The organism is Rhodanobacter sp. FDAARGOS 1247 (genome assembly GCF_016889805.1).
In the GTDB taxonomy this organism is placed as follows: Bacteria; Pseudomonadota; Gammaproteobacteria; order Xanthomonadales; family Rhodanobacteraceae; genus Rhodanobacter.
This window is the reverse complement of the sequence record NZ_CP069535.1, coordinates 570,858-592,111: the sequence shown is the minus strand read 5'-3', so window position 1 is coordinate 592,111 and position 21,254 is coordinate 570,858. Positions and strand designations below refer to the sequence as shown.

21 protein-coding genes are annotated in these 21,254 nt (G+C 65.9%); 4 read left to right on the top strand and 17 right to left on the bottom strand.

What is annotated here, in order from left to right; all coding sequences use genetic code 11:
* Positions 1 to 888 (top strand): hypothetical protein, encoded by an 888-nt coding sequence (locus I6J77_RS02520; RefSeq protein WP_204110453.1) that lies wholly within the window; start codon positions 1 to 3, stop codon positions 886 to 888.
* Positions 889 to 1,460: 572 nt separating this feature from the next.
* Here the strand turns inward: I6J77_RS02520 and I6J77_RS02515 are convergent.
* The 5 genes from I6J77_RS02515 to I6J77_RS02495 form a co-directional block, all read right to left on the bottom strand.
* Positions 1,461 to 1,973, bottom strand: a complete 513-nt coding sequence (locus tag I6J77_RS02515) for a hypothetical protein (protein ID WP_204110452.1) — start codon at positions 1,971 to 1,973, stop codon at positions 1,461 to 1,463.
* A 93-nt stretch (positions 1,974 to 2,066) separates the two neighbouring features.
* On the bottom strand, positions 2,067 to 2,540 hold the full coding sequence (locus I6J77_RS02510) for a hypothetical protein (protein ID WP_204110451.1): 474 nt from the start codon (positions 2,538 to 2,540) through the stop codon (positions 2,067 to 2,069).
* 206 nt (positions 2,541 to 2,746) lie between these two features.
* Positions 2,747 to 3,031: a hypothetical protein gene (locus tag I6J77_RS02505; RefSeq protein ID WP_204110450.1), complete on the bottom strand. Its 285-nt coding sequence runs from the start codon at positions 3,029 to 3,031 to the stop codon at positions 2,747 to 2,749.
* A 603-nt stretch (positions 3,032 to 3,634) separates the two neighbouring features.
* Complete coding sequence (locus tag I6J77_RS02500) at positions 3,635 to 4,987, bottom strand: HAMP domain-containing sensor histidine kinase (RefSeq protein WP_204110449.1); 1,353 nt, start codon at positions 4,985 to 4,987, stop codon at positions 3,635 to 3,637.
* Positions 4,984 to 5,685 (bottom strand): response regulator transcription factor, encoded by a 702-nt coding sequence (locus I6J77_RS02495; protein ID WP_204110448.1) that lies wholly within the window; start codon positions 5,683 to 5,685, stop codon positions 4,984 to 4,986. Before I6J77_RS02495 ends, I6J77_RS02500 begins: the two co-directional genes overlap by 4 nt.
* 131 nt (positions 5,686 to 5,816) lie before the next feature.
* On the opposite strand from I6J77_RS02495, the gene I6J77_RS02490 reads away from it, so the two are divergent.
* Positions 5,817 to 6,320, top strand: a complete 504-nt coding sequence (locus tag I6J77_RS02490) for a Spy/CpxP family protein refolding chaperone (protein ID WP_204110447.1) — start codon at positions 5,817 to 5,819, stop codon at positions 6,318 to 6,320.
* 80 nt (positions 6,321 to 6,400) lie between these two features.
* On the opposite strand, the gene I6J77_RS02485 is transcribed toward I6J77_RS02490, so the two are convergent.
* The 3 genes from I6J77_RS02485 to aceF form a co-directional block, all read right to left on the bottom strand.
* Positions 6,401 to 7,066: a DUF6624 domain-containing protein gene (locus I6J77_RS02485; protein WP_204110446.1), complete on the bottom strand. Its 666-nt coding sequence runs from the start codon at positions 7,064 to 7,066 to the stop codon at positions 6,401 to 6,403.
* A 92-nt stretch (positions 7,067 to 7,158) separates the two neighbouring features.
* Positions 7,159 to 8,970, bottom strand: coding sequence for a dihydrolipoyl dehydrogenase (gene lpdA, locus I6J77_RS02480; protein ID WP_204110445.1), 1,812 nt, complete (start codon positions 8,968 to 8,970; stop codon positions 7,159 to 7,161).
* Between the two features lie 15 nt (positions 8,971 to 8,985).
* Positions 8,986 to 10,338, bottom strand: coding sequence for a dihydrolipoyllysine-residue acetyltransferase (aceF, locus tag I6J77_RS02475; RefSeq protein ID WP_239309154.1), 1,353 nt, complete (start codon positions 10,336 to 10,338; stop codon positions 8,986 to 8,988).
* A 226-nt stretch (positions 10,339 to 10,564) separates the two neighbouring features.
* Between aceF and I6J77_RS02470 the strand changes: the two genes are divergently transcribed.
* Both I6J77_RS02470 and I6J77_RS02465 read left to right on the top strand, forming a co-directional pair.
* The gene (locus tag I6J77_RS02470; RefSeq protein ID WP_204110443.1) at positions 10,565 to 11,449 is read left to right on the top strand and encodes an ABC transporter ATP-binding protein; all 885 of its coding nucleotides are present in this window, start codon (positions 10,565 to 10,567) and stop codon (positions 11,447 to 11,449) included.
* Between the two features lie 99 nt (positions 11,450 to 11,548).
* The gene (locus I6J77_RS02465; protein ID WP_204110442.1) at positions 11,549 to 15,136 is read left to right on the top strand and encodes a M1 family aminopeptidase; all 3,588 of its coding nucleotides are present in this window, start codon (positions 11,549 to 11,551) and stop codon (positions 15,134 to 15,136) included.
* A 30-nt stretch (positions 15,137 to 15,166) separates the two neighbouring features.
* On the opposite strand, the gene I6J77_RS02460 is transcribed toward I6J77_RS02465, so the two are convergent.
* From I6J77_RS02460 to I6J77_RS02420, 9 genes are all read right to left on the bottom strand, one after another.
* Positions 15,167 to 16,018: a mechanosensitive ion channel family protein gene (locus I6J77_RS02460; RefSeq protein WP_204110441.1), complete on the bottom strand. Its 852-nt coding sequence runs from the start codon at positions 16,016 to 16,018 to the stop codon at positions 15,167 to 15,169.
* Between the two features lie 115 nt (positions 16,019 to 16,133).
* Positions 16,134 to 16,442 (bottom strand): DUF2845 domain-containing protein, encoded by a 309-nt coding sequence (locus I6J77_RS02455; RefSeq protein WP_204110440.1) that lies wholly within the window; start codon positions 16,440 to 16,442, stop codon positions 16,134 to 16,136.
* 32 nt (positions 16,443 to 16,474) lie between these two features.
* Entirely contained in the window at positions 16,475 to 16,747 is a 273-nt protein-coding gene (locus I6J77_RS02450; RefSeq protein ID WP_204110439.1) for a DUF2845 domain-containing protein, read from the bottom strand.
* A gap of 28 nt (positions 16,748 to 16,775) precedes the next feature.
* Positions 16,776 to 17,351: a DUF924 family protein gene (locus I6J77_RS02445; RefSeq protein ID WP_204110438.1), complete on the bottom strand. Its 576-nt coding sequence runs from the start codon at positions 17,349 to 17,351 to the stop codon at positions 16,776 to 16,778.
* A gap of 84 nt (positions 17,352 to 17,435) precedes the next feature.
* Positions 17,436 to 18,188: a DUF2884 family protein gene (locus I6J77_RS02440; RefSeq protein ID WP_204110437.1), complete on the bottom strand. Its 753-nt coding sequence runs from the start codon at positions 18,186 to 18,188 to the stop codon at positions 17,436 to 17,438.
* Positions 18,189 to 18,316: 128 nt separating this feature from the next.
* Complete coding sequence (locus I6J77_RS02435; protein ID WP_204110436.1) at positions 18,317 to 19,156, bottom strand: energy transducer TonB; 840 nt, start codon at positions 19,154 to 19,156, stop codon at positions 18,317 to 18,319.
* 92 nt (positions 19,157 to 19,248) lie between these two features.
* Positions 19,249 to 20,103 carry an energy transducer TonB gene (locus I6J77_RS02430; protein ID WP_204110435.1) on the bottom strand — a complete coding sequence of 285 codons (855 nt, stop codon included), beginning with the start codon at positions 20,101 to 20,103 and terminating at the stop codon, positions 19,249 to 19,251.
* Positions 20,104 to 20,156: 53 nt separating this feature from the next.
* The gene (locus I6J77_RS02425) at positions 20,157 to 20,630 is read right to left on the bottom strand and encodes a hypothetical protein (RefSeq protein WP_204110434.1); all 474 of its coding nucleotides are present in this window, start codon (positions 20,628 to 20,630) and stop codon (positions 20,157 to 20,159) included.
* Complete coding sequence (locus I6J77_RS02420) at positions 20,630 to 21,160, bottom strand: peroxiredoxin (protein WP_204110433.1); 531 nt, start codon at positions 21,158 to 21,160, stop codon at positions 20,630 to 20,632. The genes I6J77_RS02425 and I6J77_RS02420 overlap by 1 nt, the downstream gene beginning before the upstream one ends.
* Between the last annotated feature and the right edge of the window lie 94 nt (positions 21,161 to 21,254).

The window sequence follows — 21,254 nt, the reverse complement described above, 5'->3', positions numbered from 1 at the left end:
ATGGTGACGAAAATTCCGCTGCTCCTCGCTGGCCTTGCCGTATTCGTCGCCCCCGCTGGCTACGGCTTCATCGGCTGGTACCGCTCGCTGTCGGCACGTCGACTGATCGAAGGCCTGGCGATATCACGATGTCGCTCCGTCGCCCAAGGTTATGTCGCGCTTGCCGGTCGGCAAATGGCGGTGCCGGGCCATCCGCTGATCGCCCCCATGACCGGGCGTTCGTGCACCTGGTGGTGTCATACCGTCGAGAAGCGCGACAACTGGCAGTGGGTCGTCATCGCGAGAAGAACCAGCCGCACGCCCTTGTTGCTCGACGACGGCACCGGCCAGATGATGATCGACCCGGCCGGAGCAAAAGTGCACGCCACCAAGCGCGATCGCTGGCAAGGCACGGATTACCGGATCGACTGTCCACCCGAGATGGACATGCCTGGCGGCCAGTACCGCCACACCGAAACGCGCATGACCGAAGGTGAACCGCTTTACGTCGCCGGCCTGCACACCAATCATTCGGCACAAAGCCTGCCTTCGGCCGTGGAAGTCGACACCGCGGCGATCCTCGCCGAATGGAAGAACAACCAGGCGTCACTGCTGACACGGTTCGATGCGAACGGCGACGGCGTCATCGACATGAACGAGTGGAACCGTGCGCGCGACGCGGCGCATATCCAGGCAGCGGCGAACGCCGTCCAACCGACGGTCACCCCGGAAACCGGAATCATCTCGTGCCCGCCCGGCCACCGGCCGTTCATTCTCTCGTCCCAGCCGACAGAGGAACTGGTGAGGCAACTGAAACTGTCCGGCTACGGCAAGCTGGCACTGTTCGTCGGCTTCTCCCTGGCCGCGCTGTGGCTCGCCGGAAAGATGCTGAGCCTGCGACTGCTTTGAGCCGATCCGCGTTGGCCTTCGCAGGTTCGAACCCGCGGGATGAGAGTGCATCCGTGAATGATTCCTTCTGGCCGGACTGGGCTGTCCAACCAGGTGCGCCCTGACCCTGATGCGGTGTGCTTGATCGGTGCAGCGACAGGGGCGAAGCCCCCGCCTCGAACGAGATATTGGCCATATGTCACGACAGCTTGGCACGGGAAAACGTTAGATAGCGAATCAAGCCGTTGAGAAAATAGAGAAAGCCCACGGCAGGAATCGCACATATCCATGCAAGCATCTTTGGGGCGTCCGGATAATTTGGTATGACCAAACTCAAAACAACGCCAAAAACAACCAATGATGTGATGCCGGTCAGAGCCTCCCAATTGCTTGATGCTTCCAATTGGCAATTGCAATGAGAGCACCTCCCTGACCATCGACCAGGCTTGAAGGTGGGCAGAGTACAGAAATCCGGGTAGCGAACTGTAATTGGCATTCCGCAATACGGGCAACGTTTCAGCTGACCCATTCACTTCCCCTATAGTTAACGCCGGAATTAGACGGTGAAGTCGTCCGCCTTGAACGAGTGATAGTCAGCGCGACTGAAGCCAACTAATGACCTCCGGAATATCGCTCTGCTCTGTCTCCAACAATAGTCTGGCAGTTTGATGGTTGCCAGTGGCAGCGGCGGTCGCCGCGAGAGCTGAAGTGCACAACGATTCATCCCAGTCGGCCCGCGCGGCCGCCGCTGAAAGTGCTGGAACTTGAGCGAGCGCTGCAAAGTAGGCGACGGACAACGATGGGGGGACGACCGCGTTGATTGATGCACGCGCCACCTCGATGCTCGCCGGCAACAGGAAGTAGCTGACAGAGGCACGGGAAGCGTTTGCAGCCAGCGCCTGGACAATGTGAGGGACGGCTGCGAAGGACGCGGAGTAAACATCGCCTTGATGGCAGAGAGAACTCCACAACGTGAACCATGGCTCGTCCTGGCAGGATGCCTCGCTCGGGTAACCAGTGAGCTGGCTCAGCAATGCAGGAATATCTGTCGCGGCTCCGTACGCATGCCGAAGCTCAGACCAGAAAGGACTTTCGAGAGCCAACATTCTGTTCCGACTCCTAATGCCTGAGCTCAGCTGCCGACGAATCGCATAACGGCTTGGCGCTCGGTTGCAGCGAACTGTCAGGCGCCGGACTACTCACGACATCCAAGCCCCGCATGCAGCGCTTTTCTTTTGGAGCACCCAGCCGTTGGGGGTGCGCTTGAAGGCGACAACATGCCCGTAGCCACAAAGGCCTCCGCAGACAGACGAGAAGTGGAACATGGCCAGCGTGCGCTGCTTGTTGAATGTGATGGCCGAAAGTGTGACGACGCTATGGGCAAACCCGGCCTGGATAATTGCCGTCTTGGTTGCAGCTTCGGCAGCAGACCACTCGCGGCCCAACGCGCGCGGGTCGGTTGAACGGATGAAGTGGACGTATGGAAGCTCGCCAATGACGCTGCGAAGATTCCTAAACGAGTAAGACTCACCCCATTGTGCGGCGGGCTCACCGAGTTTCTGCGCACATTCCGTAAAGTCGCCTGGATCCTGCGTACGCAGCTGCGCGGCCTTGTACACGTTGACCGTATATTTGCCGCCTTCGCTCCAGCTATCGAGGAATGCGCCGTACATGGAAGCAGCGTCACGCTCCACACTTTGAGGAGCGGGTGTTCTGGTGTAGTGGCCACTACAGGACGTAGTCAGCAACACCATGGCCGCCAACACGATCAGGACCGGTAGTGGCGACGCTTTCAAATCCCTCTGACCCTCCAAATGAAGCATGACGCTGGAGTTGAGCGGCGGCTAAGCCTGCCGCCCTGGACAACTTGGTCGCCGGGCTACAAACCCTGATCGCTTGCGACCAACTTGCCATCCACGAACACGCTGTAACTTTGCGACCTGACACCGGCGGCCATCAATGGACGAGCCTTTTCGACCCGCACCTGATGGCCAGAAATGCCGCGTTGCCAACAACGTTTGAGACGGAACGAGAAGTGGGTGCTGGGTTGCAAGGGGTGCTGAAGCCAAATGCTTTCCGACGGAGTCACCAACTTCATGCCGCCTAGAAACCAGCCACGAACCAGCTTCGCTGAGATGTTTCCGATCAAGAAATCAATATCCATGTGACCTCCTGGAAGCGGCTAACGCTTGGCAGACCCCATATCGGGCATATGCATTCGATGTTCAGCTTTCGGAGTGAGCCCGTCAAGCGATCATTCGTTCGGTTTGGCAGTGGCTTGCAGAGTGACTTGAGCGGCTCAGATGGCCGGGGGTGACCTTGCATATGACGTGTCGGCAAGGGGGGCAAGGAGTCAAAGAGAAAGATCAGGAGCGAACCCCACCCCAGCCCTCCCCTGCAAGCAGGGGAGGGAGAAAGGCCGGGAGCTGCGCTGCAAGCATCAGACGATCGACTTGTGCTGTTGCACGCTCACGTCCGCCGCTAGTCCCACCGACAGTGGGCCTTTTGCCTCGGCTCTTCGCTCTTCGCTTCGCTCTTCGCTTCGGTTTTCGCCCTTCGGCTTTCGCGACCGCGCAGCGGTTGCGTACCGAGTGCGGGTCACGATGGCACGCTGCTCTACCCGGGGCCCCTCTGCAGCGGCGAGCGGGTGGAGGATCAGCCCGGGGGGTGGTTCGCATGGATGCGAACCAGTTTGGCGTCAGTCCATGGATGGACTGTCGACAAACCCCGCAACCCGCACGCGGACCTTGCGGACAGACAAACCCCATCACGCCAGCGGCAACCGCAACCTCACCTCCAACCCACCACCCTCGGCGTTGCCCACCTCGATCGTGCCCCCATGCACCTGCACCACCCGCTGCACGATGGCCAACCCAAGGCCATGCCCCTCCGCCCGCGCCGCATTGCTGCCACGGTAGAACGGCCGAAACAGCAGCGCGAGTTCGTCCGCCGGCACACCCGGCCCGTGATCGCGCACGCTGATCTCGGCAAACGACGAGTCAACACGCAGGGCCACCTCGACCCGACCACCTGCCGGGCTGAACTTGATCGCGTTGGCGAGCAGGTTGGCCAGCGCCCGCTCCAGCAGCATCGCGTTGCCGGAAACTTGCGCGGAGTCGGCGCGGGACAGCTGCAGTTCGACCTGCTGCGCATCCGCTTCCAGACGCGACTGCTCCACGCCCTCATGCACCACCTCGGCGAGCTCCAGCGGCTCGCGTTCCATGCCGGGCAGGCCGCCTTCCATCCGCGACAGCGCCAGCATCTCACCCAGCATCCGGTCGAGCCGGGCGATCTCCTGTTCGGCCTGGACGAAGTAGGCGGCGCCCTCCTCGCTGTCGCCGCCGCGGCGGGCCAGGTCGAGGATCAGCTGCAATCGCGCCAGCGGCGAGCGCAGTTCGTGCGACAGATCCTGCAGCACGCCGCGGTCGTGCGCGACCAGTGCCTCGATCCGTCTGGCCATCACATCGAAGTCGCCGGCCAGCTGGGCCAGTTCGTCGTGTGCCAGCCCACCCTGGCGGCCGACCCGCGCCGACAGTTCGCCTTCGGCCATGCGTCGGGTCGCCCGGCGCAAGGCCTCGACCGGACGCGCCACGCTGCGCGCCACCCACCAGCCGACCAGGCCGATGAACAGCAGCGACAGCGCCAGCTGCATGGCCAGATAGATCTTCTCGCGGGTCTGCGGCCGCAGGCGCACATGCGAGCGGCTCATCGCCAGCAACTGGCGGGCGTGGCCATCGTCGCCGACGACCTGCTGGACGGCGACGTAGAAACTGGGCCGCGGCTGCATCACCACGCTGCGATCGGACGACAACAACGCGGGCAGCTGTGAACGCACCGATGCGCCCAGGCGGATCGGATAGAGCATCTCGCCGTGCTCGAACAGGGTGGCCTCCACGCCCTGCTGACGCTGCTGCGCCACCCACGCAGCGAGTGCATCGCGACCCCCGCTTTCGTAGGCCTGGTCGGCGTCCTGCGCCAGCGCCGCCCAGTTGATTTCGATGCTCGTGGTGAACTCGATGAAGCGGCGGGCGAACAGCCCACCCAGCGCCAGCACCAGCAGGTTGGCCACGCAGAACCAGACCAGCAATCGCCAGTACAGCGAGGTGCGCATCGGCTTCATGGCGCGGCCGCCACCAGCACGTAGCCGGAGCCGCGCACCGCATCGATCCGTGGTGCATCGGGCGAGGCATCGGCCAGCTTGTGCCGCAGGCGGCTGACGTGCACGTCGATGCTGCGGTCGAAGCGCTCGATCTCGCGGCCCAGCGCCTGGCGGGTCAGGCTGGCCTTGTCGACCAGTTCACCGGCGCGCTGCGCCAGCCCCAGCAGCAACAGGAATTCGGCGCCGGTAAGCACCAGGTCCTGCTCGCCGACCTGGGCCCGGCGCTCGCCCGGAAACAGCAGCAGGTTGCCGACCTGCACCGTGCCGGACACCGGCGGCGCGTTGCGGCGCAGTTGCGCGCGCACGCGTGCCAGCAGCTCGCGCGGCAGGCAGGGCTTGGCCAGGTAATCGTCGGCGCCCAGCTCCAGCCCGATCACTCGGTCCACCGGCTCGCCCCGCGCGGACAGCATGATCACCGGCAGGCGGTGCTGCATGCGCAGCTCGCGCAGGGTTTCCAGGCCGTCGCGGCCGGGCATCATCACGTCGAGGATCAACAGGTCGGGCCGCTCGGCGGTATTGCGCAGGCGGGCCAGCGCGGCGTCGCCGTCGTGCGCGACGTCCACCACGAAGCCCTCGCGCTGCAGGTATTCGGCCAGCAGCCGGCACAGCGCGCGGTCGTCGTCGACAATCAGGATGCGGGAGGGGTTCGGAGTCTGCATGGCTCATTCAATACGGTGCCCCGGGCCGGACACCACGTTCTTTACCGATCTTTACCTGTCCGCAAAGAACATATACGTAGCAGTGTCGTCAAATGATGGCGTACAAACTCCCCACCACAGAGGTACACGTCATGCGCAAGAACACCCTCCTCGGCCTGGCCCTGGCCTCGGCACTGGCCATCGGCAGCTCCGTCGCACTGGCCGCGCCCGCTGGCGGCGCAGGACATGGCGACTTCGGCCATGGGCGCCACCATCATCGCGGCCACGGCCAGATGATGATGCTGGGCAAGCTGAATCTCAGCGACGCGCAGAAGGCCAGCGTCAAGCAGATCATCCGCAGCAGCCGCGAGCAGAACAAGTCCTCGCGCGATGCCTTGCGGCAACAGCGCAGCGCCTTCGAGTCGATGACGCCGAACCAGGTCGGCTACCAGGCCGCCGCTTCCCGGCTGGCCCAGGCCGAAGGCCAGGCCACCCAGCAGCGGGTGCAGCAGATGGCCAATCTGCGGGCGCAGATCTACGCGGTGCTGACCCCGGCGCAACAGGCGCAGGCAGCCACGTTCAAGGCGCAGGCACAGGCCCGTCGCGCCCAGTGGAAGCAGTTCCGGGCGGAGCATCCGCAGCCGTCGGCCAAGTAAGCGATCCGCGGTCGTGAAAGATAAAGAGCCCGGGCATGCCCGGGCTCTTTTGCATCCATTTCCACCGCGCCCCGTGCCAATCAGCGCTGCCGATCCGTGCCGACATCCCGCGCCTGCTGCGCGCGAGCGTCCGTCGCCTGCGCGGGCGCATAGGAGAAGCGCAGCATGCATTGATAGTCGGCCAGTGGCATCAGGTCCATGCTGGCGCGGCGTTGATCGACATGCGCCATGTCCTCGGTGGGCTCGGATACCGGACTGCCGTCCTGCGACGGTTTGAACTGTGAGCCGTAACGCTGGGGTTTTCCCTGCGCAAGCAACACGCGGTCCGTGAGCATGGCCACGTCGGCCTTGCGCACACCGCTCCCCGCCAGGCGCGACTCCAGCGTTTTCAGCACCGCCGCCTGGAAGGCCGGGTCACGGTCGGCATGCTGCACCAGCAACCAGGCGTTGGCGACACCTTGCGCACCCACGGCGTCCGGCGTCGGGAAACCTTGCCTTGCCACGACAGCTTTCAACCACGCGAGGTTGTCCGCATCCACCACAAGCATCGCCTTGTTCGCCACCGGGTCACGCATGCCGGCCGCCAGCGCCGTGTCACGCGCACGCTGGTCGGCCTCGCCACGCGCAGCCAGCTCGCGACGCAGTGCCGGATCGGTGACGCGACGACCGGCATCCTCCCGCGCATTCGCTTCGTCGACGTGCGGATGCATGGCCGCCCAGCCGCCAAGACCCGGACAAGCCTTCATCAGGTCTGCATCACCATCGGCACGCACAGTGGCGGGCAACAGCAAGACCGCAACCATGAGGCAAGACAGCGTCATCCTTGACATGAGCGACCTCATTTTTTCTTCGGCAGATACAGATCGGTGATGGTGCCTTCGTAGACTTCCGCGGCCATGCCCACCGACTCGCCCAGGGTGGGATGCGGGTGGATGGTGAGCGCGATGTCGGCCGCCTCGCTGCCCATCTCGATCGCCAGCGCCAGTTCGGAAATCAGGTCGCCCGCGTGCACGCCCACGATACCGGCGCCCACGATGCGATGGGTTTCCTCGTCGAAGATCAGCTTGGTGAAGCCTTCGGTGCGGTCGATGCCGATGGCGCGGCCCGAGGCCGCCCACGGGAACTTGCCCACGCCGACCTTCAGGCCCTTTTCCTTCGCCTCGCGCTCGGTCACGCCGACCCAGGCGATCTCCGGGTCGGTGAACGCCACCGACGGGATCACCCGCGCGTCGAAGTGGCTCTTCTGCCCGGCCACCGCCTGCGCCGCGACATGGGCTTCGTGGGTGGCCTTGTGCGCCAGCATCGGCTGGCCGACCAGGTCGCCGATGGCGTAGATGTGCGGCACGTTGGTGCGCATCTGCGTGTCGACGTTGATGAAGCCGCGCTCTGTCACCGCCACGCCGGCCTTGTCCGCGCCGATCTTGCCGCCGTTCGGCGAGCGGCCCACCGCGACCAGCACGCGGTCGAACAGCGTGGTCTCGGGAATGCTGTCGCCTTCGTAGCCGACCTCGATGCCCTTCTTCGTGGCCTTGGCGCTGACCACCTTGGTCTTCAGGTGCACGCCCTTGAGCTTGCCGCCCAGGCGTTTGGCCAGCGGCTTGATCAGGTCGGCGTCCGCGCCCGGGATCAGCTGGTCCATGAATTCGACCACGGTCACCGCGCTGCCCAGCGCCGAATACACGGTGGCCATCTCCAGGCCGATGATGCCGCCGCCGACGACCAGCAGGTTCTTCGGCACGTCCTTCAGTTCCAGCGCGCCAGTGGAGTCCACCACGCGCTCGTCGTCCCATGGGAACGCCGGCAGCTTCACCGACTGCGAACCGGCCGCGATGATCGCGTTCTCGAAGCGGATCAGCTTCGTGCCTTCGGCCGTCTGGACTTCCATTTCGTTCGGCGAGACAAACATGCCGGTGCCCACCACGGTGCGCACCTTGCGCGCCTTGGCCATGCCGGCAAGGCCGCCGGTGAGCTGGCCGACCACCTTGGTCTTGAAGCTGCGCAGCTTGTCGAGGTCGATCTTCGGCGCACCGAAGCTGACGCCGTGCGCGGACATCGCCGCGGCTTCATCGATCACCGCCGCGGCATGCAGCAATGCCTTGGAGGGGATGCAGCCCACGTTGAGGCAGACGCCGCCCAGGCTGTCGTAGCGTTCGACCAGCACGGTGTCGACGCCGAGGTCGGCAGCGCGGAACGCGGCGCTATAGCCGCCGGGACCGGAGCCGAGCACGACCAGCTTGCATTCGATGTCGGCCTTGCGGCCGGATGCCGCGGCAGCCTTCGGTGCCGATTCGCTCCCTCCCCTGCTCGCAGGGGAGGGCTGGGGAGGGGTGGCCGCCGGAACGGCGGCTGGCGTCGGTGCAGCGGCCTCGGGCGCTTCCGCTTTCGCAGCCGGCGCCGCAGCCGTTTCACCGGCCACTTCCACCACGGCAATCACCGCCCCTTCGGAAACCTCATCCCCCACCTTCAACTTCACTTCCTTGACCACGCCGGCGGCGCTGGAAGGAATCTCCATGGTCGCCTTGTCCGACTCCAGCGTGATCAGGCTCTGTTCCTTCGCCACCGTGTCGCCGGCCTTCACCAGCACCTCGATCACCGGCACGTTGTCGTGGCCGCCGATGTCGGGAACCTTGATCTCGATCGTGTTCGCCATCGTCATCGTCTCCGGTCAGAGCAACAGCCGGCGGATGTCGCCGAGCTGGTTGGCCAGGAACGATGCGAAGCGCGCGGCGAGCGCGCCGTCGATCACCCGGTGGTCGTACGACAGCGACAAGGGAAGCACCAGCCGCGGCGCGAACTCCTTGCCGTTCCACACCGGCTTGGTCACCGACTTGGAGACGCCAAGGATGGCCACTTCCGGCGCGTTGACGATCGGCGTGAAATAGGTGCCGCCGATGCCGCCGAGCGAGCTGATCGAGAAGCAGCCGCCGGACATCTCGGCCGGGCCGAGCTTCTTGTCGCGCGCTTTCTTCGAGATCACCGCCAGGTCGTTGGCCAGTTCCAGCAGGCCCTTCTTGTCGCAGTCGCGGATCACCGGCACCACCAGGCCGTCGGGCGTGTCCACCGCAATGCCGATGTGGAAATATTTCTTGAGGATCAGCTTCTCGCCCGACTCGTCGAGCGAGGCGTTGAACTGCGGGAACGCCTTCAGCGCGGCCACCACCGCCTTGATCTGGAACACCAGCGGGCTGATCTTCACGTCCTTGTTCTCGGCGCCGAGCTGCTTGCGGAACGCCTCCATCTCGGTGATGTCGGCATCCTCGTGCTGGGTGACGTGCGGGATCATCGCCCAGTTGCGCGCCAGGTTCGCGCCGGAAATCTTCTGGATGCGCGACAGCGGCTTCTCCTCGATCTCGCCGAACTTGGCGAAGTCGACCTTGGGCCACGGCAGCAGGCTGAGGCCGCCGACCGAAGCCGAGGCGCCGATTGCCGGTCGCGCGCCGGAGGCCAGCGCGTGCTTGACGTAGGCGCTGACGTCGTCGCGCTGGATGCGCCCGCCACGGCCGCTGCCCTTGACCTGCTGGATGTCCACGCCCAGCTCGCGCGCGAACGCACGGATCGCCGGGCTAGCATACGGCGCATCGCCAGGCATCACCACGCGCGCATCGACCGGCGGTCGCACCTGCGGCGCCACGTCGCCCTCGGGCGCGATGCCCGGCTGCACGCCCTGGCCGGCTACTGGCGCAGGGGTTGGCTGAGCGGGGGCGGGAGCGGCGGGCTTTGCGGGGGCCTCATCCTTACCCTGTTCCGGAGCGGGAGCGGGAGCGGGGGCCGCCGCTGCGCCGTCGGCTTCAATCACGGCAATCACCGCGCCCTCGGAAACCTCGTCGCCCACCTTGAGCTTCATCTCCTTCACCACGCCGGCAAACGGCGAGGGAACTTCCATCGTGGCCTTGTCCGACTCCAGCGTGATCAGGCTTTGTTCCTTCTCGACCCGGTCACCGACCTTCACCAGCACTTCGATGACGGGGACGTCGGCGTGGCCGATGTCGGGAACGTGGGCTTCTTTGAGGTCGGCCATGATGACTCCTGCTGGCGAGGGCGCGCCGCTCGGGGATGGCGGCTGCATACAAGACGTCAATCATAGCGAAGGGTCGTGCCTTGCGTATGCCGGATCGTGTAACTTCGGGCCTTCGCACCCCACCATGCGCCGGCGTATCCATGACCTTGAGCGGACGCGCCGTGCGCTTGCGTAGCCTAACCTGAGCCCATGTTCACGCCGCACCGCGCGGCACCGGAAGGAACCCATGCTGACGATACGCGATCTGTCCAAGACCTATGCCAACGGCGTCCGGGCGCTGCGCGGGGTGTCGCTCGACATTCCCGGCGGCATGTTCGGCCTGCTGGGCCCCAATGGCGCCGGCAAGTCTTCGCTGATGCGCACGATCGCCACGCTGCAGGACCCGGACGAGGGCACGATCAGGCTGGACGAGATGGACCTGCTGGCCGACAAGCAGGACACCCGGCGCCTGCTGGGCTACCTGCCGCAGGAATTCGGCGTGTACCCGAAGGTCTCGGCCGAGGCGATGCTGGACCACTTCGCCGTGCTCAAGGGCGTCACCGTGAAGGGCGAGCGGCGCGAGCTGGTCGAGGCGTTGCTGCGCCAGGTCAACCTGTGGGACGTGCGCAAGCGCAAGCTGGGCACCTACTCCGGCGGCATGCGCCAGCGCTTCGGCATCGCCCAGGCGCTGATCGGCGAGCCGCGCCTGATCATCGTCGACGAACCCACCGCCGGACTGGACCCGGAGGAACGCAACCGCTTCCTCAACCTGCTGGCCGAACTGGGCGAGCGGATGGTGGTGATCCTGTCCACCCACATCGTGGAGGACGTCACCGACCTGTGCTCGCGCATGGCGATCATCGGCCAGGGCCAGGTGCTGCTGACCGGCGAACCGGGCGAGGCGATCCGTTCGCTGGAGGGCCGGGTCTGGCGGCGCAGCATCGACAAGGCCGAACTGGACGGCTATCGGGCCCGCATGAACATCCTGTCCACCCGCCTCGCCGGCGGCCGCACCCTGCTGCACGTGCTGGCCGACACGAAGCCGGAGGAAGGCTTCGAAGCGGTCGCACCGGATCTGGAGGACGTCTACTTCGGCCGCCTGCGGGCGCAGGCCACCGCCAAGGCCGCCTGAAGGCGCCCCGAATCCGCAGGGGCGCACCCGCGCGCGATGTCCGTTCTTCCGATGGAAGACATCGCGCACACGGCGCTCCTGCAGCAGCCAGGATCACCCATGTTCTTCGAAATACTCCGCTTCGAGTTGCGCCAGCAGTTGAAGGCGCCGCTGTTCTGGATCGTCGCCGCCGCGTTCGGCGCGCTGGCCTTCGCCCTTTCCAGCACCGACATGGTGGTTGCCGGCGGCGCCAGCGGCAACGTGCTGCGCAACGCGCCGCTGGTGATCGTGCGCCTGCTGGGCGTGCTCACCGTGCTCAGCGTGTTCCTGATCACCATCTTCGTGGCCGGCGCGGCCTTGCGTGATTTCGACAACCGCACCTCGGAGCTGTTTTTCAGCACGCCGATGAGCCGCGGCGCCTACCTGGGCGGTCGCTTCGCCGCGGGTTATCTGGCGGCGCTGGCGATCATGCTGGTGTGCGCGCTGGGGCTGGCGCTGGGCGCCACGATGCCGTGGATCGACGCGGCGCGTCTGGGCCCGGCCAGCTGGTACGGCTATGCCTGGTCGCTGGGCGTGATGGTGATCCCGAACATGCTGTTCATCGCCGCGCTGCTGTTCCTGCTGGCCACCACCACGCGTTCGCTGCTGGCCACCTATATCGGGGTGATCGCGTATTTCGTGCTGTCGGGCGTCACCGGCTATCTCAGCCGGGACATCGACAGCCACACCATCGCCGCGATGCTGGACCCGTTCGGCGGCCGCACGCTGGGCATCGTCACCCGCTACTGGTCGTCGGAGCAGAGCAACCACCTGCTGCCCGCGCTGGATGGCGTGCTGCTGTTCAATCGCCTGCTGTGGATCGGCGTGGCGGCCGTGCTGTTCGTGGCGGCCTACTGGCTGTTCCGCCCGAACCGCGAGGGCCTGCAGCTGCCGCGCCGCAAGAAGCGCGCCGAACCACCGATGCTGCGCCCCCCGGCCAGCGGCGCCGCGCTGACCCTGCCCCGGGTGAGCATCGGCCGCGGCTGGCGTATCCACCTGCAGCAGCTGCGCGCCCAGTTCCTGTTCGACACGCTTGGCGTGGTGCGTGGCGTGGCCCTGCTGGTGCTGCTGGCGCTGTCGCTGGTGTTGATGCTGGTATCGCTGGTTTCGTCCGGGCTGATCTACGGCACGCCGGTGTGGCCGGTGACGCATCAGGTGCTCACCGCGATCAACGGCAGCTTCAGCCTGCCCCTGATCATCATCGTGATCTTCTATGCCGGCGAGCTGGTCTGGCGCGAGCGCGGCCAGCACTCCGCCGAAGTCACCGACGCCTTCCCGGTGCCGGACTGGGTACCGCTGCTGGCGAAGTTCGGCGCGCTGTTGACCATCATCGTGCTGATGCTGCTGATCGGCGCGGTGGTCGGCATCGGCTGGCAGCTTGCGCACGGCTACACGCACCTGGAGCCGGGCCTGTACCTGGGCATGCTGGCGCTGAACGCGATCCCGTTCGTGCTGATCGCGGTGCTGGCGCTGTTCCTGCAGGTGATGTCCAACAACAAGTTCCTGGGCTACCTGCTGACCATCCTGTGGGTGGCGGCCAGCTCGATCGGCTTCGGCCTGCTGCACTGGGACCACAACCTGTACAACTACGGCAGCGGTCCCACCGTGCCGTATTCGGACATGAACGGCTTCGGCCACTTCCTCACCGGCGCACTGTGGTTCGACGGCTACTGGGCCTGCCTGGCGGTAGTCATGCTGGTAGTGGCCGCGCTGTTCTGGGCGCGTGGCACCGACGACGCGTGGCGCGACCGCCTGCGCGAGGCACGGGCACGACTGCATGCCCCGGCGCTGATCGTGCTGGTCGTCGCGTCGCTCGGCTTCATCGGCAGCGGCGCGTGGATCTACTACAACACCAACGTGCTCAACACCTACCGCAACAGCACCGCGAAGACGGTGCAGCGCGCGGACTACGAGAAGAAGTACGCGAAGTACAAGGACGCTCCGCAGCCCCGCATCACTGCGGTGAAGGCCGAGGTGGACATCCATCCCTACCGGCGCAGGCTGGACATCCGCGCCCACTACACCCTGATCAACAAATCCACCGCGCCGATCAGCGAGCTGTACGTGAACTTCACCGACGAGTTCACCGTGAAGTCGCTGCAGTTCGCCCCGCACGACACGGTCAGCGAGGACAAGGACCTGGGCTTCACCGTGTACCGGCTGAAGACGCCGCTGGCGCCGGGCGCGTCGATGGATTTCGACTTCAGCCTGGCATACGCGCCGAAGGGCTTCACCAACGACACCGGCGCCACCTTCCTGGTGCACAACGGCAGCTTCTTCAACAGCGGCATGCTGCCGCAGTTCGGCTACCAGACCCAGTACCAGCTCACCGATCGCAACGACCGACGCAAGTACGGCCTGTCCGCCGAGGTGCCGCGGATGCCGAAGTTGGGTGACGAGAAGGCCCGCGCCAACAACTACATCAACAACGACGCGGACTGGATCGACTTCGACACCACCGTCTCCACCGCCGCCGACCAGATCGCGCTGGCGCCGGGCACGCTGCAGAAGGAATGGATGGCCAATGGCCGGCACTACTTCCACTACACCATGCAGCGGCCGATGCTGAACTTCTTCGCCTACCTGTCGGCGCGCTACTCGGTGAAGCACGTGCAGTGGAAGGGCGTGGACATCTCGGTCTACTACAACCCGGCGCACGCCTGGAACGTGGACCGGATGATCGAGAGCGCGAAGGACTCGCTGGACTATTACGACGCCAACTACACGCCGTACCAGTTCAAGCAGCTGCGCATCCTGGAGTTCCCCGGCTACGCCGCGTTCGCCCAGTCGTTCGCCAACACCATCCCGTTCTCCGAATCGATCGGCTTCATCGCCGACCTGCGCGACAAGTCGAAGATCGACTACGTCTACGACGTCACTGCCCACGAAGTGGCCCACCAGTGGTGGGCGCACCGGGTGATCGGCGCGAACATGCAGGGCTCGACCATGCTCAGCGAGTCGCTGGCGCAGTACTCGTCGCTGATGGTGATGAAGCACAAGTACGGCGCCGACCAGATGCACAAGTTCCTGAAGTACGAACTGGATGCCTACCTGGTCGGCCGCGCCACCGAGAAGCTGGCCGAGGAGCCGCTGGCGAAGGTGGAGAACCAGCCGTATATCCACTACCGCAAGGGCTCGCTGATCTTCTACGCACTGCAGGACTACCTGGGCGAAGCGAAGCTCAACGGCATGCTCAAGCAGTTCCTGCTCGACAAGGGCTTCCAGCAGCCGCCCTACACCACCTCGCAGGAGTTCATGGACGCACTGGACCAGGTGGCCGGGCCGCAGTGGAAGTCGCTGCTGGACGACTTCTTCTGGAAGATCACCCTGTTCGACAACCGGCTCACCGATGCCCGCGCGAAGAAACTGGCCAACGGGAAATACGAAGTGACCCTGAAGCTGCACGCCGGCAAGGTCTACCTGGACGGCACCGGCAGGGAAACCGCGGCGAAGCCGGACATCCCGATCGAGATCGGCGTGTTCGCGGCCTCGCCCGGCGGCGGCCGGGACGGCAAGCCGCTGTACCTGGAGAAGCGCCTGCTGAAGGACGGCGACAGCACGATCACCGTGGTGGTCGACGGCAAGCCCGCGCTGGCCGGCGTCGATCCCTACAACGAGCTGATCGACAAGGTGTCCACCGACAACCGGCGGGGCATCACGCTGGAATAGCCGCCCGCGCCACGCATCGGTGAGGCCGCGTCATGGCTGGCGCGGCGCCGCATCCGATACGTCACCGTGGGTGATGACCAATTCGCGGCGCGGTGCGGGAAGGCTGATGCCGGCTGCCTCGAAATGCTCGCGGATCGCGCGCAGCAGGTCGGTCTGCACGTCCCACGAGTCGGCCGAGCTGGTCCAGGCGCGGATCACCAGGTCGACCACGTTCTCGCCCAGGCCGACCGTCCACACGCCGGGCGCGGGGTCCTTGAGGATGCGCGCGTCGGCCGCGAACAGGCGGCGGATCTCGGCCATCGCCGCGCCGATGTCGTCCTTGTAGCCAATGCCCAGCTTCAACTCGAACCGCCGCGTGCCGCGCCGGTTATGGTTGACGATGGCATCGCCGCCGACCTTGCCGTTCGGCACCACCGCCTCGCGCCCGTCCGGCAACAGCAGCAGGGTGTGCATCAGGTTGATGCTCTGCACCGTGCCGTCCAGCCCGCCGGCAGTAACGAAATCGCCGACCCGGAACGGCCGGAAGATCACCAGCAAGACGCCCCAGGCCAGGTTGCTCAGCGAACCCTGCAAGGCCAGCCCGATCGCCAGTCCGCCCGCGCCCAGCGCCGCGACCAGTGGGGCCGACGGCACGCCGGCGCGGGTCAGCGCCATCACGATCAGCATCGCCACCAGCACGCCGTAGATCACGTTGCGCAGGAAGCCGCTGAGCGTGTCGTCCACATTCGCCCGCTGCAGCGCGCGGCGGCTGAAGTTGGCCATGCGCGCCGCCACCCAGGTGCCGACCAGCAGGATCAGCAAGGCGAACAGCAGGTTCAGTCCGGCATGGATCACGCTGGCGGACAACGCCTGGCCCAGCAGGTTGTCGAGGAAATCGTGCATCGCTTCGGCTCGGTCGGAAACGCAGCAGCCTAGCAAACCGTCGCAAAAGCCGCGTGACACGCACGCAGGCGGACGGATCGTGCCCGACAACTCCCCGACGCCGCGGGGACCTGCCTCAGAGCCGATCGTCCTCGATGTCGGTGACCCGGCCGTCGACCAGGGTCACCACGGTGACGTGACCGTCGCGGCGGTAGCGCCACTGCTCGCCGCCCTCGTTGCGGTCGATCACCCGCACGCCACCGCGGCGACTGCCGTGGCTGCGCGACTTGTGCTTATGCGACTTCGAACTCGGCTTGCCCAGCAGATCCACCACCCGCTCGCGGCTGTCGCCGGCAACCAGCACCTGGTTGCCGACCCGCAAGGTACTGGACGCCTGCACCGCGGCACTGAAGGCGAACAACGCAATGACTAGACGAATACGCATGACCTGCTCCCTGGTCGGTTGAATGGTTTTACCTATTCGCGGCGATCGTCGATCTCGCCGACCTTGCCGTCGATGATGGTCAGCACGACCACATGGCCATCGTCGCGGGCGTATTGCCAGCGCTCGCCGATGCGGGCGCCGAACCTGTTTTCCACCGGCTCTCTGTAGCCGGGCGTGCCGAGCAAAGCAATCGCGTGGGTGGCGGTGTCACCGACCGTCAATACGTGCTGGCCGATGCGCAGGGTTTGTCCGGCTTGCGCAGCCGCGCTGAACGCGAGCAGCAGGGAAAGGATGAGTGTGCGCATGATCATGCCTCCATGAGGAACCCGGGTTTCAGAATCCGGCGCCGGGCTGCGCCAGGTAGATCGCTTCCTCCGGTGTATCGGCCCGACCAAGCACGGCGTTGCGATGGGGAAAGCGGCCGAAGCGCTCGATCACGTCGCGATGGCGTCGAGCATAGTCCAGAAAATCGTCGAAGCGGGCGACCTCGCCGGGCGGTGCGTCGGCCCTCAGCGCCTCGAACAATTCGACTGAACGCCGCTGCAATGCGGGGTCTTCCGCGTGTTCCAGCGGCAGGTAGGCGAACACGCGCCGGATGGCGGGAAGTTGGCGGTCATCACCACGGGACAGGCCCGACAACGCGACGCGCTGCGCCGCCGGATCGGCCGCCCAGGCGCGCGGGTCGTGGCGATACAGGTTGCGGGGAAACTGGTCGAGCAGGATCAGCAGCGCGAGCCAGCCCGACGGCGTGGCCGCCCAGCCGTCCAGCCGTCCGTTCGCGGCATCCTGCACGGCGCCGCCGAATTGCTCGCGGATCTGCCCGTCGAAGTCGGCGCTGGCGGCAAACCAGTGCACGGCGTGCGCTTCGGCGAACCAGAATTCGAGAACATCGCTGGCGCTGGCCGGCATGATTCATCCATCAGGCAGTGGCTGGGCTTCCGACTATGCCCGCCGGCACGCAGGCCACGCAAACACGCGCCCGGTGCGCGGGTGTCATGGCCCGACCTGCAGCAGGTTCAGCGGCTGGCCATTGCTGCCGCGCACGCCCTGCTGCAGCGAGGCAAGCCGGCGGATCGCCGGACACAGCGCCTCGACCTGCGGACGCAATACCTGCAACCGCGCCTGCAATCGCGGCTGCAGGTCGGTAGCCAGGTCAGCCGCGCGATCGCGCAGCGTGGCGGCGGCCTGCAGGTCGCCGGACAGCGCCGCATTGATCGCCTGCTGACCCAGGTCGGCCGCCAGCAGCGGCAACAGGTCGCCGGCGACCTGGTTCATCGCCTGGTTGGCGGCATCGCCTTGCCAGTCGCGCGTGCTCTGGCTGATCGAGATGCGCCGTTTCAGCTCCGCCGCGTGGGCGTCCAGCCGACGCTGGAACTCGGCCCGGGTATCGGCGCCCAGGCCCATGCCGTCGGCCTCGCTGCGCAGGGCCTGCGCCGCGATGTCCACGCCGTTGCGGGCCACCGTGCGCACGCGCGGCGCCAGCTCGCGCAGCTCGCGTTCGAACAGGGTCAGCCGGTCCTGGTTCTCCGCGTTCAAGCTCACGCTGACGCCATCGGTGCGCAGGGCGCCCTGTTGCAACTCGACATGGAACGGCGCCGGCGCGGGCCGGTCGAACAACAGGCTGTCCGGCTTCAGGGTGACGTCGTAACTGCTGCTGGCATGGCAGGTCGCCGCCAGGTCCTGCGCGTGCAGCGAACACGCTCCCGACAGCAGCAACAGAACGGCGAAGATTCGAAACGCACGCATGGGCATCAACCCGATCCCGGAAAACGATTCCCTAGCGATAACCGCCCACGCAGCAACCCTCGCTGAATACCTCCGCCGGGAAGGTGAAACGCGCGCCCACGGCCGGCTCCTTCCTCCCCGCATCGCCCTCAGGCGCCGTCCAGCGGAGTGAGCAGATTCAAGCCCCGGTCGGGCTGGCTGATGGCACCATCAGGCGAGGCATCCGCGCTGGACAAGACCTGCCGCCCTCCGTCAAACCAGGGAATCGGCTGGCGCGGCCCCGGTATGTAGACCTCCCACTGGCCATAGTCGTCGCCGGGCGGGCCGATGCCAAACCCTATGGGCACCCTGACAAACCAGTTGTCGTCATCGACCCCATGCCCGGATGCGGGCAGATTGAAGGTCCATTTCCTGGCGGCCGCGATGGCCGCCTTGGCAAGAAGGGGACGCCATCGCGCCAGTTGGCGCTCGTTGTCCAGCACGCCCATGTTGACCTGTTCGGCCACGACCTCCTGCACTTCCCCCTGCCGCCCCACCCGCAGGAGCAGGTAAACCGTTCCTTCCACGCGAGCCTGGGCCGCCACTGCCGGATAAGCCGGCCAGGACATTTCCCGAATGCTGATCGATTGCCCCGGGCTGCCCTCGCCAAACTGGGCGCCGCTGATGCCGATGGAGAATTTGCCATCGCCCACGGGTTTGGCAACGATGCGAAAACTCATCTTCGCCTCGGCCGCCACCGGCGCGCCGTTCAGCAGAACGGGCGCGAACTTCCATCGCCACACATTCCTCTCTACCAGGCTGCTCACGTCCTCCGGCACTTTTTCCGCGTGATCGATGACGTAGCTACGGACGCTGCCATCCGGCGCCACCACGATCGTCCCGGTGAGCAGCATGCTGGCCTGCATCCGCTTGCGCAGTGCGGTCGGGCCGGTAGCCAGCGCGGCGACCGACAGCAAAGCGCAGGACAGCCCGATCAGAAATCGCTTCATCCGTGTTCCCCTGTAAGCCCTTGGAATACTGGTGCCGCATACCATGTCAGGCACGTGACCTGCGCGATTCGTCGGGAATCTGCCCGGTGGAGTCAGGCGCCGCTCAGTGGCGTGAGCAGCTGCAGTCCATTCCGATCAAGCTGATAGATGCCGTCGCCCGGCAGTGCATCGGCGCTGCCGGACAGCAGGCGCTGGCTATCGATCCACGGCACCAGCTCCTTCGGCCCGGGGACGTACGCCTGCCATTTCCCGTAGGTATCGACTTCGGGCTCGTCGAGAGTTTTCAGATGGTAGGCAACCGGCACGCGTGCAACCCAGTACGGCGCATTGACATATTCGCCCGAGGTCGGCGTATGGAAAGTCCACTTCCTGGCGGCTGCCAGCGCGGACTTCGCAAGCACATTGCGCCATTGCACCATGTCCCGGTCGCTGGCGATCACGGCCAGATTGACCTGTTCGGCCTCGGCATCCTCGACCTGCCCCTGCCGCCCCACTCGCAGGACCAGGTAGACCGTACCGGTCACGCGCCCCTTGATGGCCTGCGGCGGATAGGTGGGCGGCACGCGATTCTGGTAGGTGACATGTTGACCGGGTGCTTCCTGGCCGAAATGCGTGCCGTTGATGGCCAGTGAGTAGTTGCCATCGCCGATCGGTTTGGCAACCACCCGCAGACTCATCGTTGCCTTGGCCGCCACCGGTTTGCCGGCGAGCAGCACGGGCTCGAACTTCCATGCGGGAATACTGCGGTTGACCAGGCTCATCGCCGCAGGCTCGACCTGGTCGGCGCGATCGATGGCGTAACTGCGCACGCTGCCGTCCGGCGCCACCACGATCGTCCCGGTGAGCAGCATGCTTGCCTGGACCCGCTTGCGTACGCCGCCCGGGCTCGACGCGAATGCCACGCCGCAAAGCAACAGACAGCACCATCCCGCCAGCCAGTTCTTCATCCCTTCCCCCGAAGCGAATCCGCGCAAGTGCCCGGCTGCAGTATCACCGACCGTCAGGACCGACGCGAGCGGAATTGCGCGCGCACGGCTGGCCGTCCCAGTTGCCAGGCCAGCCACAGCAGCGCGGGAATGGCCGCCAGCTTCAGCGCGATGCCGACCTGCCAGGTGCGTTGCGCCCGCGCGATCATCCACAGCGCCATCTCGCCGAGCTGCGGTTGCGCCCGGGCGTGCTGGCGGGCGATCTCGAAGTCGCCCGATTGCTGCAGCATCAGCACCGCGGTCACCAGCGACCACGTCGCCAGCAGCAGCGCCAGCACCTGCATCGCCGACCGCGACCAGGCCTGGCGCAGGATGCAGCCGGCGCAGACCACGATGACCGCAACAGCCACGCCGAGATACAGGTACTCGGCATGCCGCAGGTATTGCACGAAGCCGATCGCGGCCAGCAACAGCACGACCCAGGGGCCGATCGCCCAGGGCGCGAAACGCCGGTTCGCCGCGCTGGCGGCGTTCGGTGCCAGCGGCATCAGCGGGTCGCCTTCAGGCTGGCCAGGTCGGCCAGCACCTGGGCCGAGTTCTTCTCCGGATCGACATCGACATAGACCCTGGCGATGCGCCCCTGCGGATCGATCAGGAAGGTGGTCCGCTTCGCATAGTGCAGACCCATGCGCGAGGTGAGCACACCGTAACGCGTGGCGACCTGGCGATCCTTGTCGGCCAGCAGCGGGAAGGGCACGTGGTACTTCTCGGCAAACGCGGCATGCGATTTCACATCGTCCAGGCTCACGCCGACGACCTTGGCGCCGGCCTGGCGCAGCTTGGCGATGTCGTCGCGGAACGTGCAGACCTCGGTGGTGCAGCCGGGGGTGAAGTCCTTCGGGTAGAAGTACATGACCAGCCAGCCACCGCGAAAATCATCCGGCGCGAGCCAGTGGCCGTTCTGATCCTGCAAACGGAACGCCGGTGCGGCCTCGCCCACCTGGGGCGTGGCGGCGAAAGCCGCTCCGCTCATGGCGAGCATCAGGGTCAACGCAAACAGGGCAGCAAGACGACGCATGACAGGGCCTCCGATCGGGTGTGCGCAATCGCTGCAGTTTACGCGCACGGAAAAAGGAAGGGCGCCCATGGCGCCCTTCCGGATCAGGCCGTGG

Excerpts from the sequence above, each read along its gene's own strand:
- I6J77_RS02425 (WP_204110434.1), bottom strand. The coding sequence starts at position 20,630 with ATGCCGCTGGCACCGAACGCCGCCAGCGCGGCGAACCGGCGTTTCGCG.
- aceF (WP_239309154.1), bottom strand. The coding sequence starts at position 10,338 with ATGGCCGACCTCAAAGAAGCCCACGTTCCCGACATCGGCCACGCCGAC.
- I6J77_RS02500 (WP_204110449.1), bottom strand. The coding sequence starts at position 4,987 with ATGAAGCCGATGCGCACCTCGCTGTACTGGCGATTGCTGGTCTGGTTC.
- I6J77_RS02495 (WP_204110448.1), bottom strand. The coding sequence starts at position 5,685 with ATGCAGACTCCGAACCCCTCCCGCATCCTGATTGTCGACGACGACCGC.
- I6J77_RS02430 (WP_204110435.1), bottom strand. The coding sequence starts at position 20,103 with ATGAAGAACTGGCTGGCGGGATGGTGCTGTCTGTTGCTTTGCGGCGTG.
- I6J77_RS02510 (WP_204110451.1), bottom strand. The coding sequence starts at position 2,540 with ATGTACGGCGCATTCCTCGATAGCTGGAGCGAAGGCGGCAAATATACG.
- I6J77_RS02520 (WP_204110453.1), top strand. The coding sequence starts at position 1 with ATGGTGACGAAAATTCCGCTGCTCCTCGCTGGCCTTGCCGTATTCGTC.
- I6J77_RS02460 (WP_204110441.1), bottom strand. The coding sequence starts at position 16,018 with ATGCACGATTTCCTCGACAACCTGCTGGGCCAGGCGTTGTCCGCCAGC.
- I6J77_RS02515 (WP_204110452.1), bottom strand. The coding sequence starts at position 1,973 with ATGTTGGCTCTCGAAAGTCCTTTCTGGTCTGAGCTTCGGCATGCGTAC.
- lpdA (WP_204110445.1), bottom strand. The coding sequence starts at position 8,970 with ATGGCGAACACGATCGAGATCAAGGTTCCCGACATCGGCGGCCACGAC.
- I6J77_RS02505 (WP_204110450.1), bottom strand. The coding sequence starts at position 3,031 with ATGGATATTGATTTCTTGATCGGAAACATCTCAGCGAAGCTGGTTCGT.
- I6J77_RS02490 (WP_204110447.1), top strand. The coding sequence starts at position 5,817 with ATGCGCAAGAACACCCTCCTCGGCCTGGCCCTGGCCTCGGCACTGGCC.
- I6J77_RS02445 (WP_204110438.1), bottom strand. The coding sequence starts at position 17,351 with ATGCCGGCCAGCGCCAGCGATGTTCTCGAATTCTGGTTCGCCGAAGCG.
- I6J77_RS02440 (WP_204110437.1), bottom strand. The coding sequence starts at position 18,188 with ATGCGTGCGTTTCGAATCTTCGCCGTTCTGTTGCTGCTGTCGGGAGCG.
- I6J77_RS02450 (WP_204110439.1), bottom strand. The coding sequence starts at position 16,747 with ATGCGCACACTCATCCTTTCCCTGCTGCTCGCGTTCAGCGCGGCTGCG.
- I6J77_RS02465 (WP_204110442.1), top strand. The coding sequence starts at position 11,549 with ATGTTCTTCGAAATACTCCGCTTCGAGTTGCGCCAGCAGTTGAAGGCG.
- I6J77_RS02455 (WP_204110440.1), bottom strand. The coding sequence starts at position 16,442 with ATGCGTATTCGTCTAGTCATTGCGTTGTTCGCCTTCAGTGCCGCGGTG.
- I6J77_RS02420 (WP_204110433.1), bottom strand. The coding sequence starts at position 21,160 with ATGCGTCGTCTTGCTGCCCTGTTTGCGTTGACCCTGATGCTCGCCATG.
- I6J77_RS02435 (WP_204110436.1), bottom strand. The coding sequence starts at position 19,156 with ATGAAGCGATTTCTGATCGGGCTGTCCTGCGCTTTGCTGTCGGTCGCC.
- I6J77_RS02485 (WP_204110446.1), bottom strand. The coding sequence starts at position 7,066 with ATGAAGGCTTGTCCGGGTCTTGGCGGCTGGGCGGCCATGCATCCGCAC.
- I6J77_RS02470 (WP_204110443.1), top strand. The coding sequence starts at position 10,565 with ATGCTGACGATACGCGATCTGTCCAAGACCTATGCCAACGGCGTCCGG.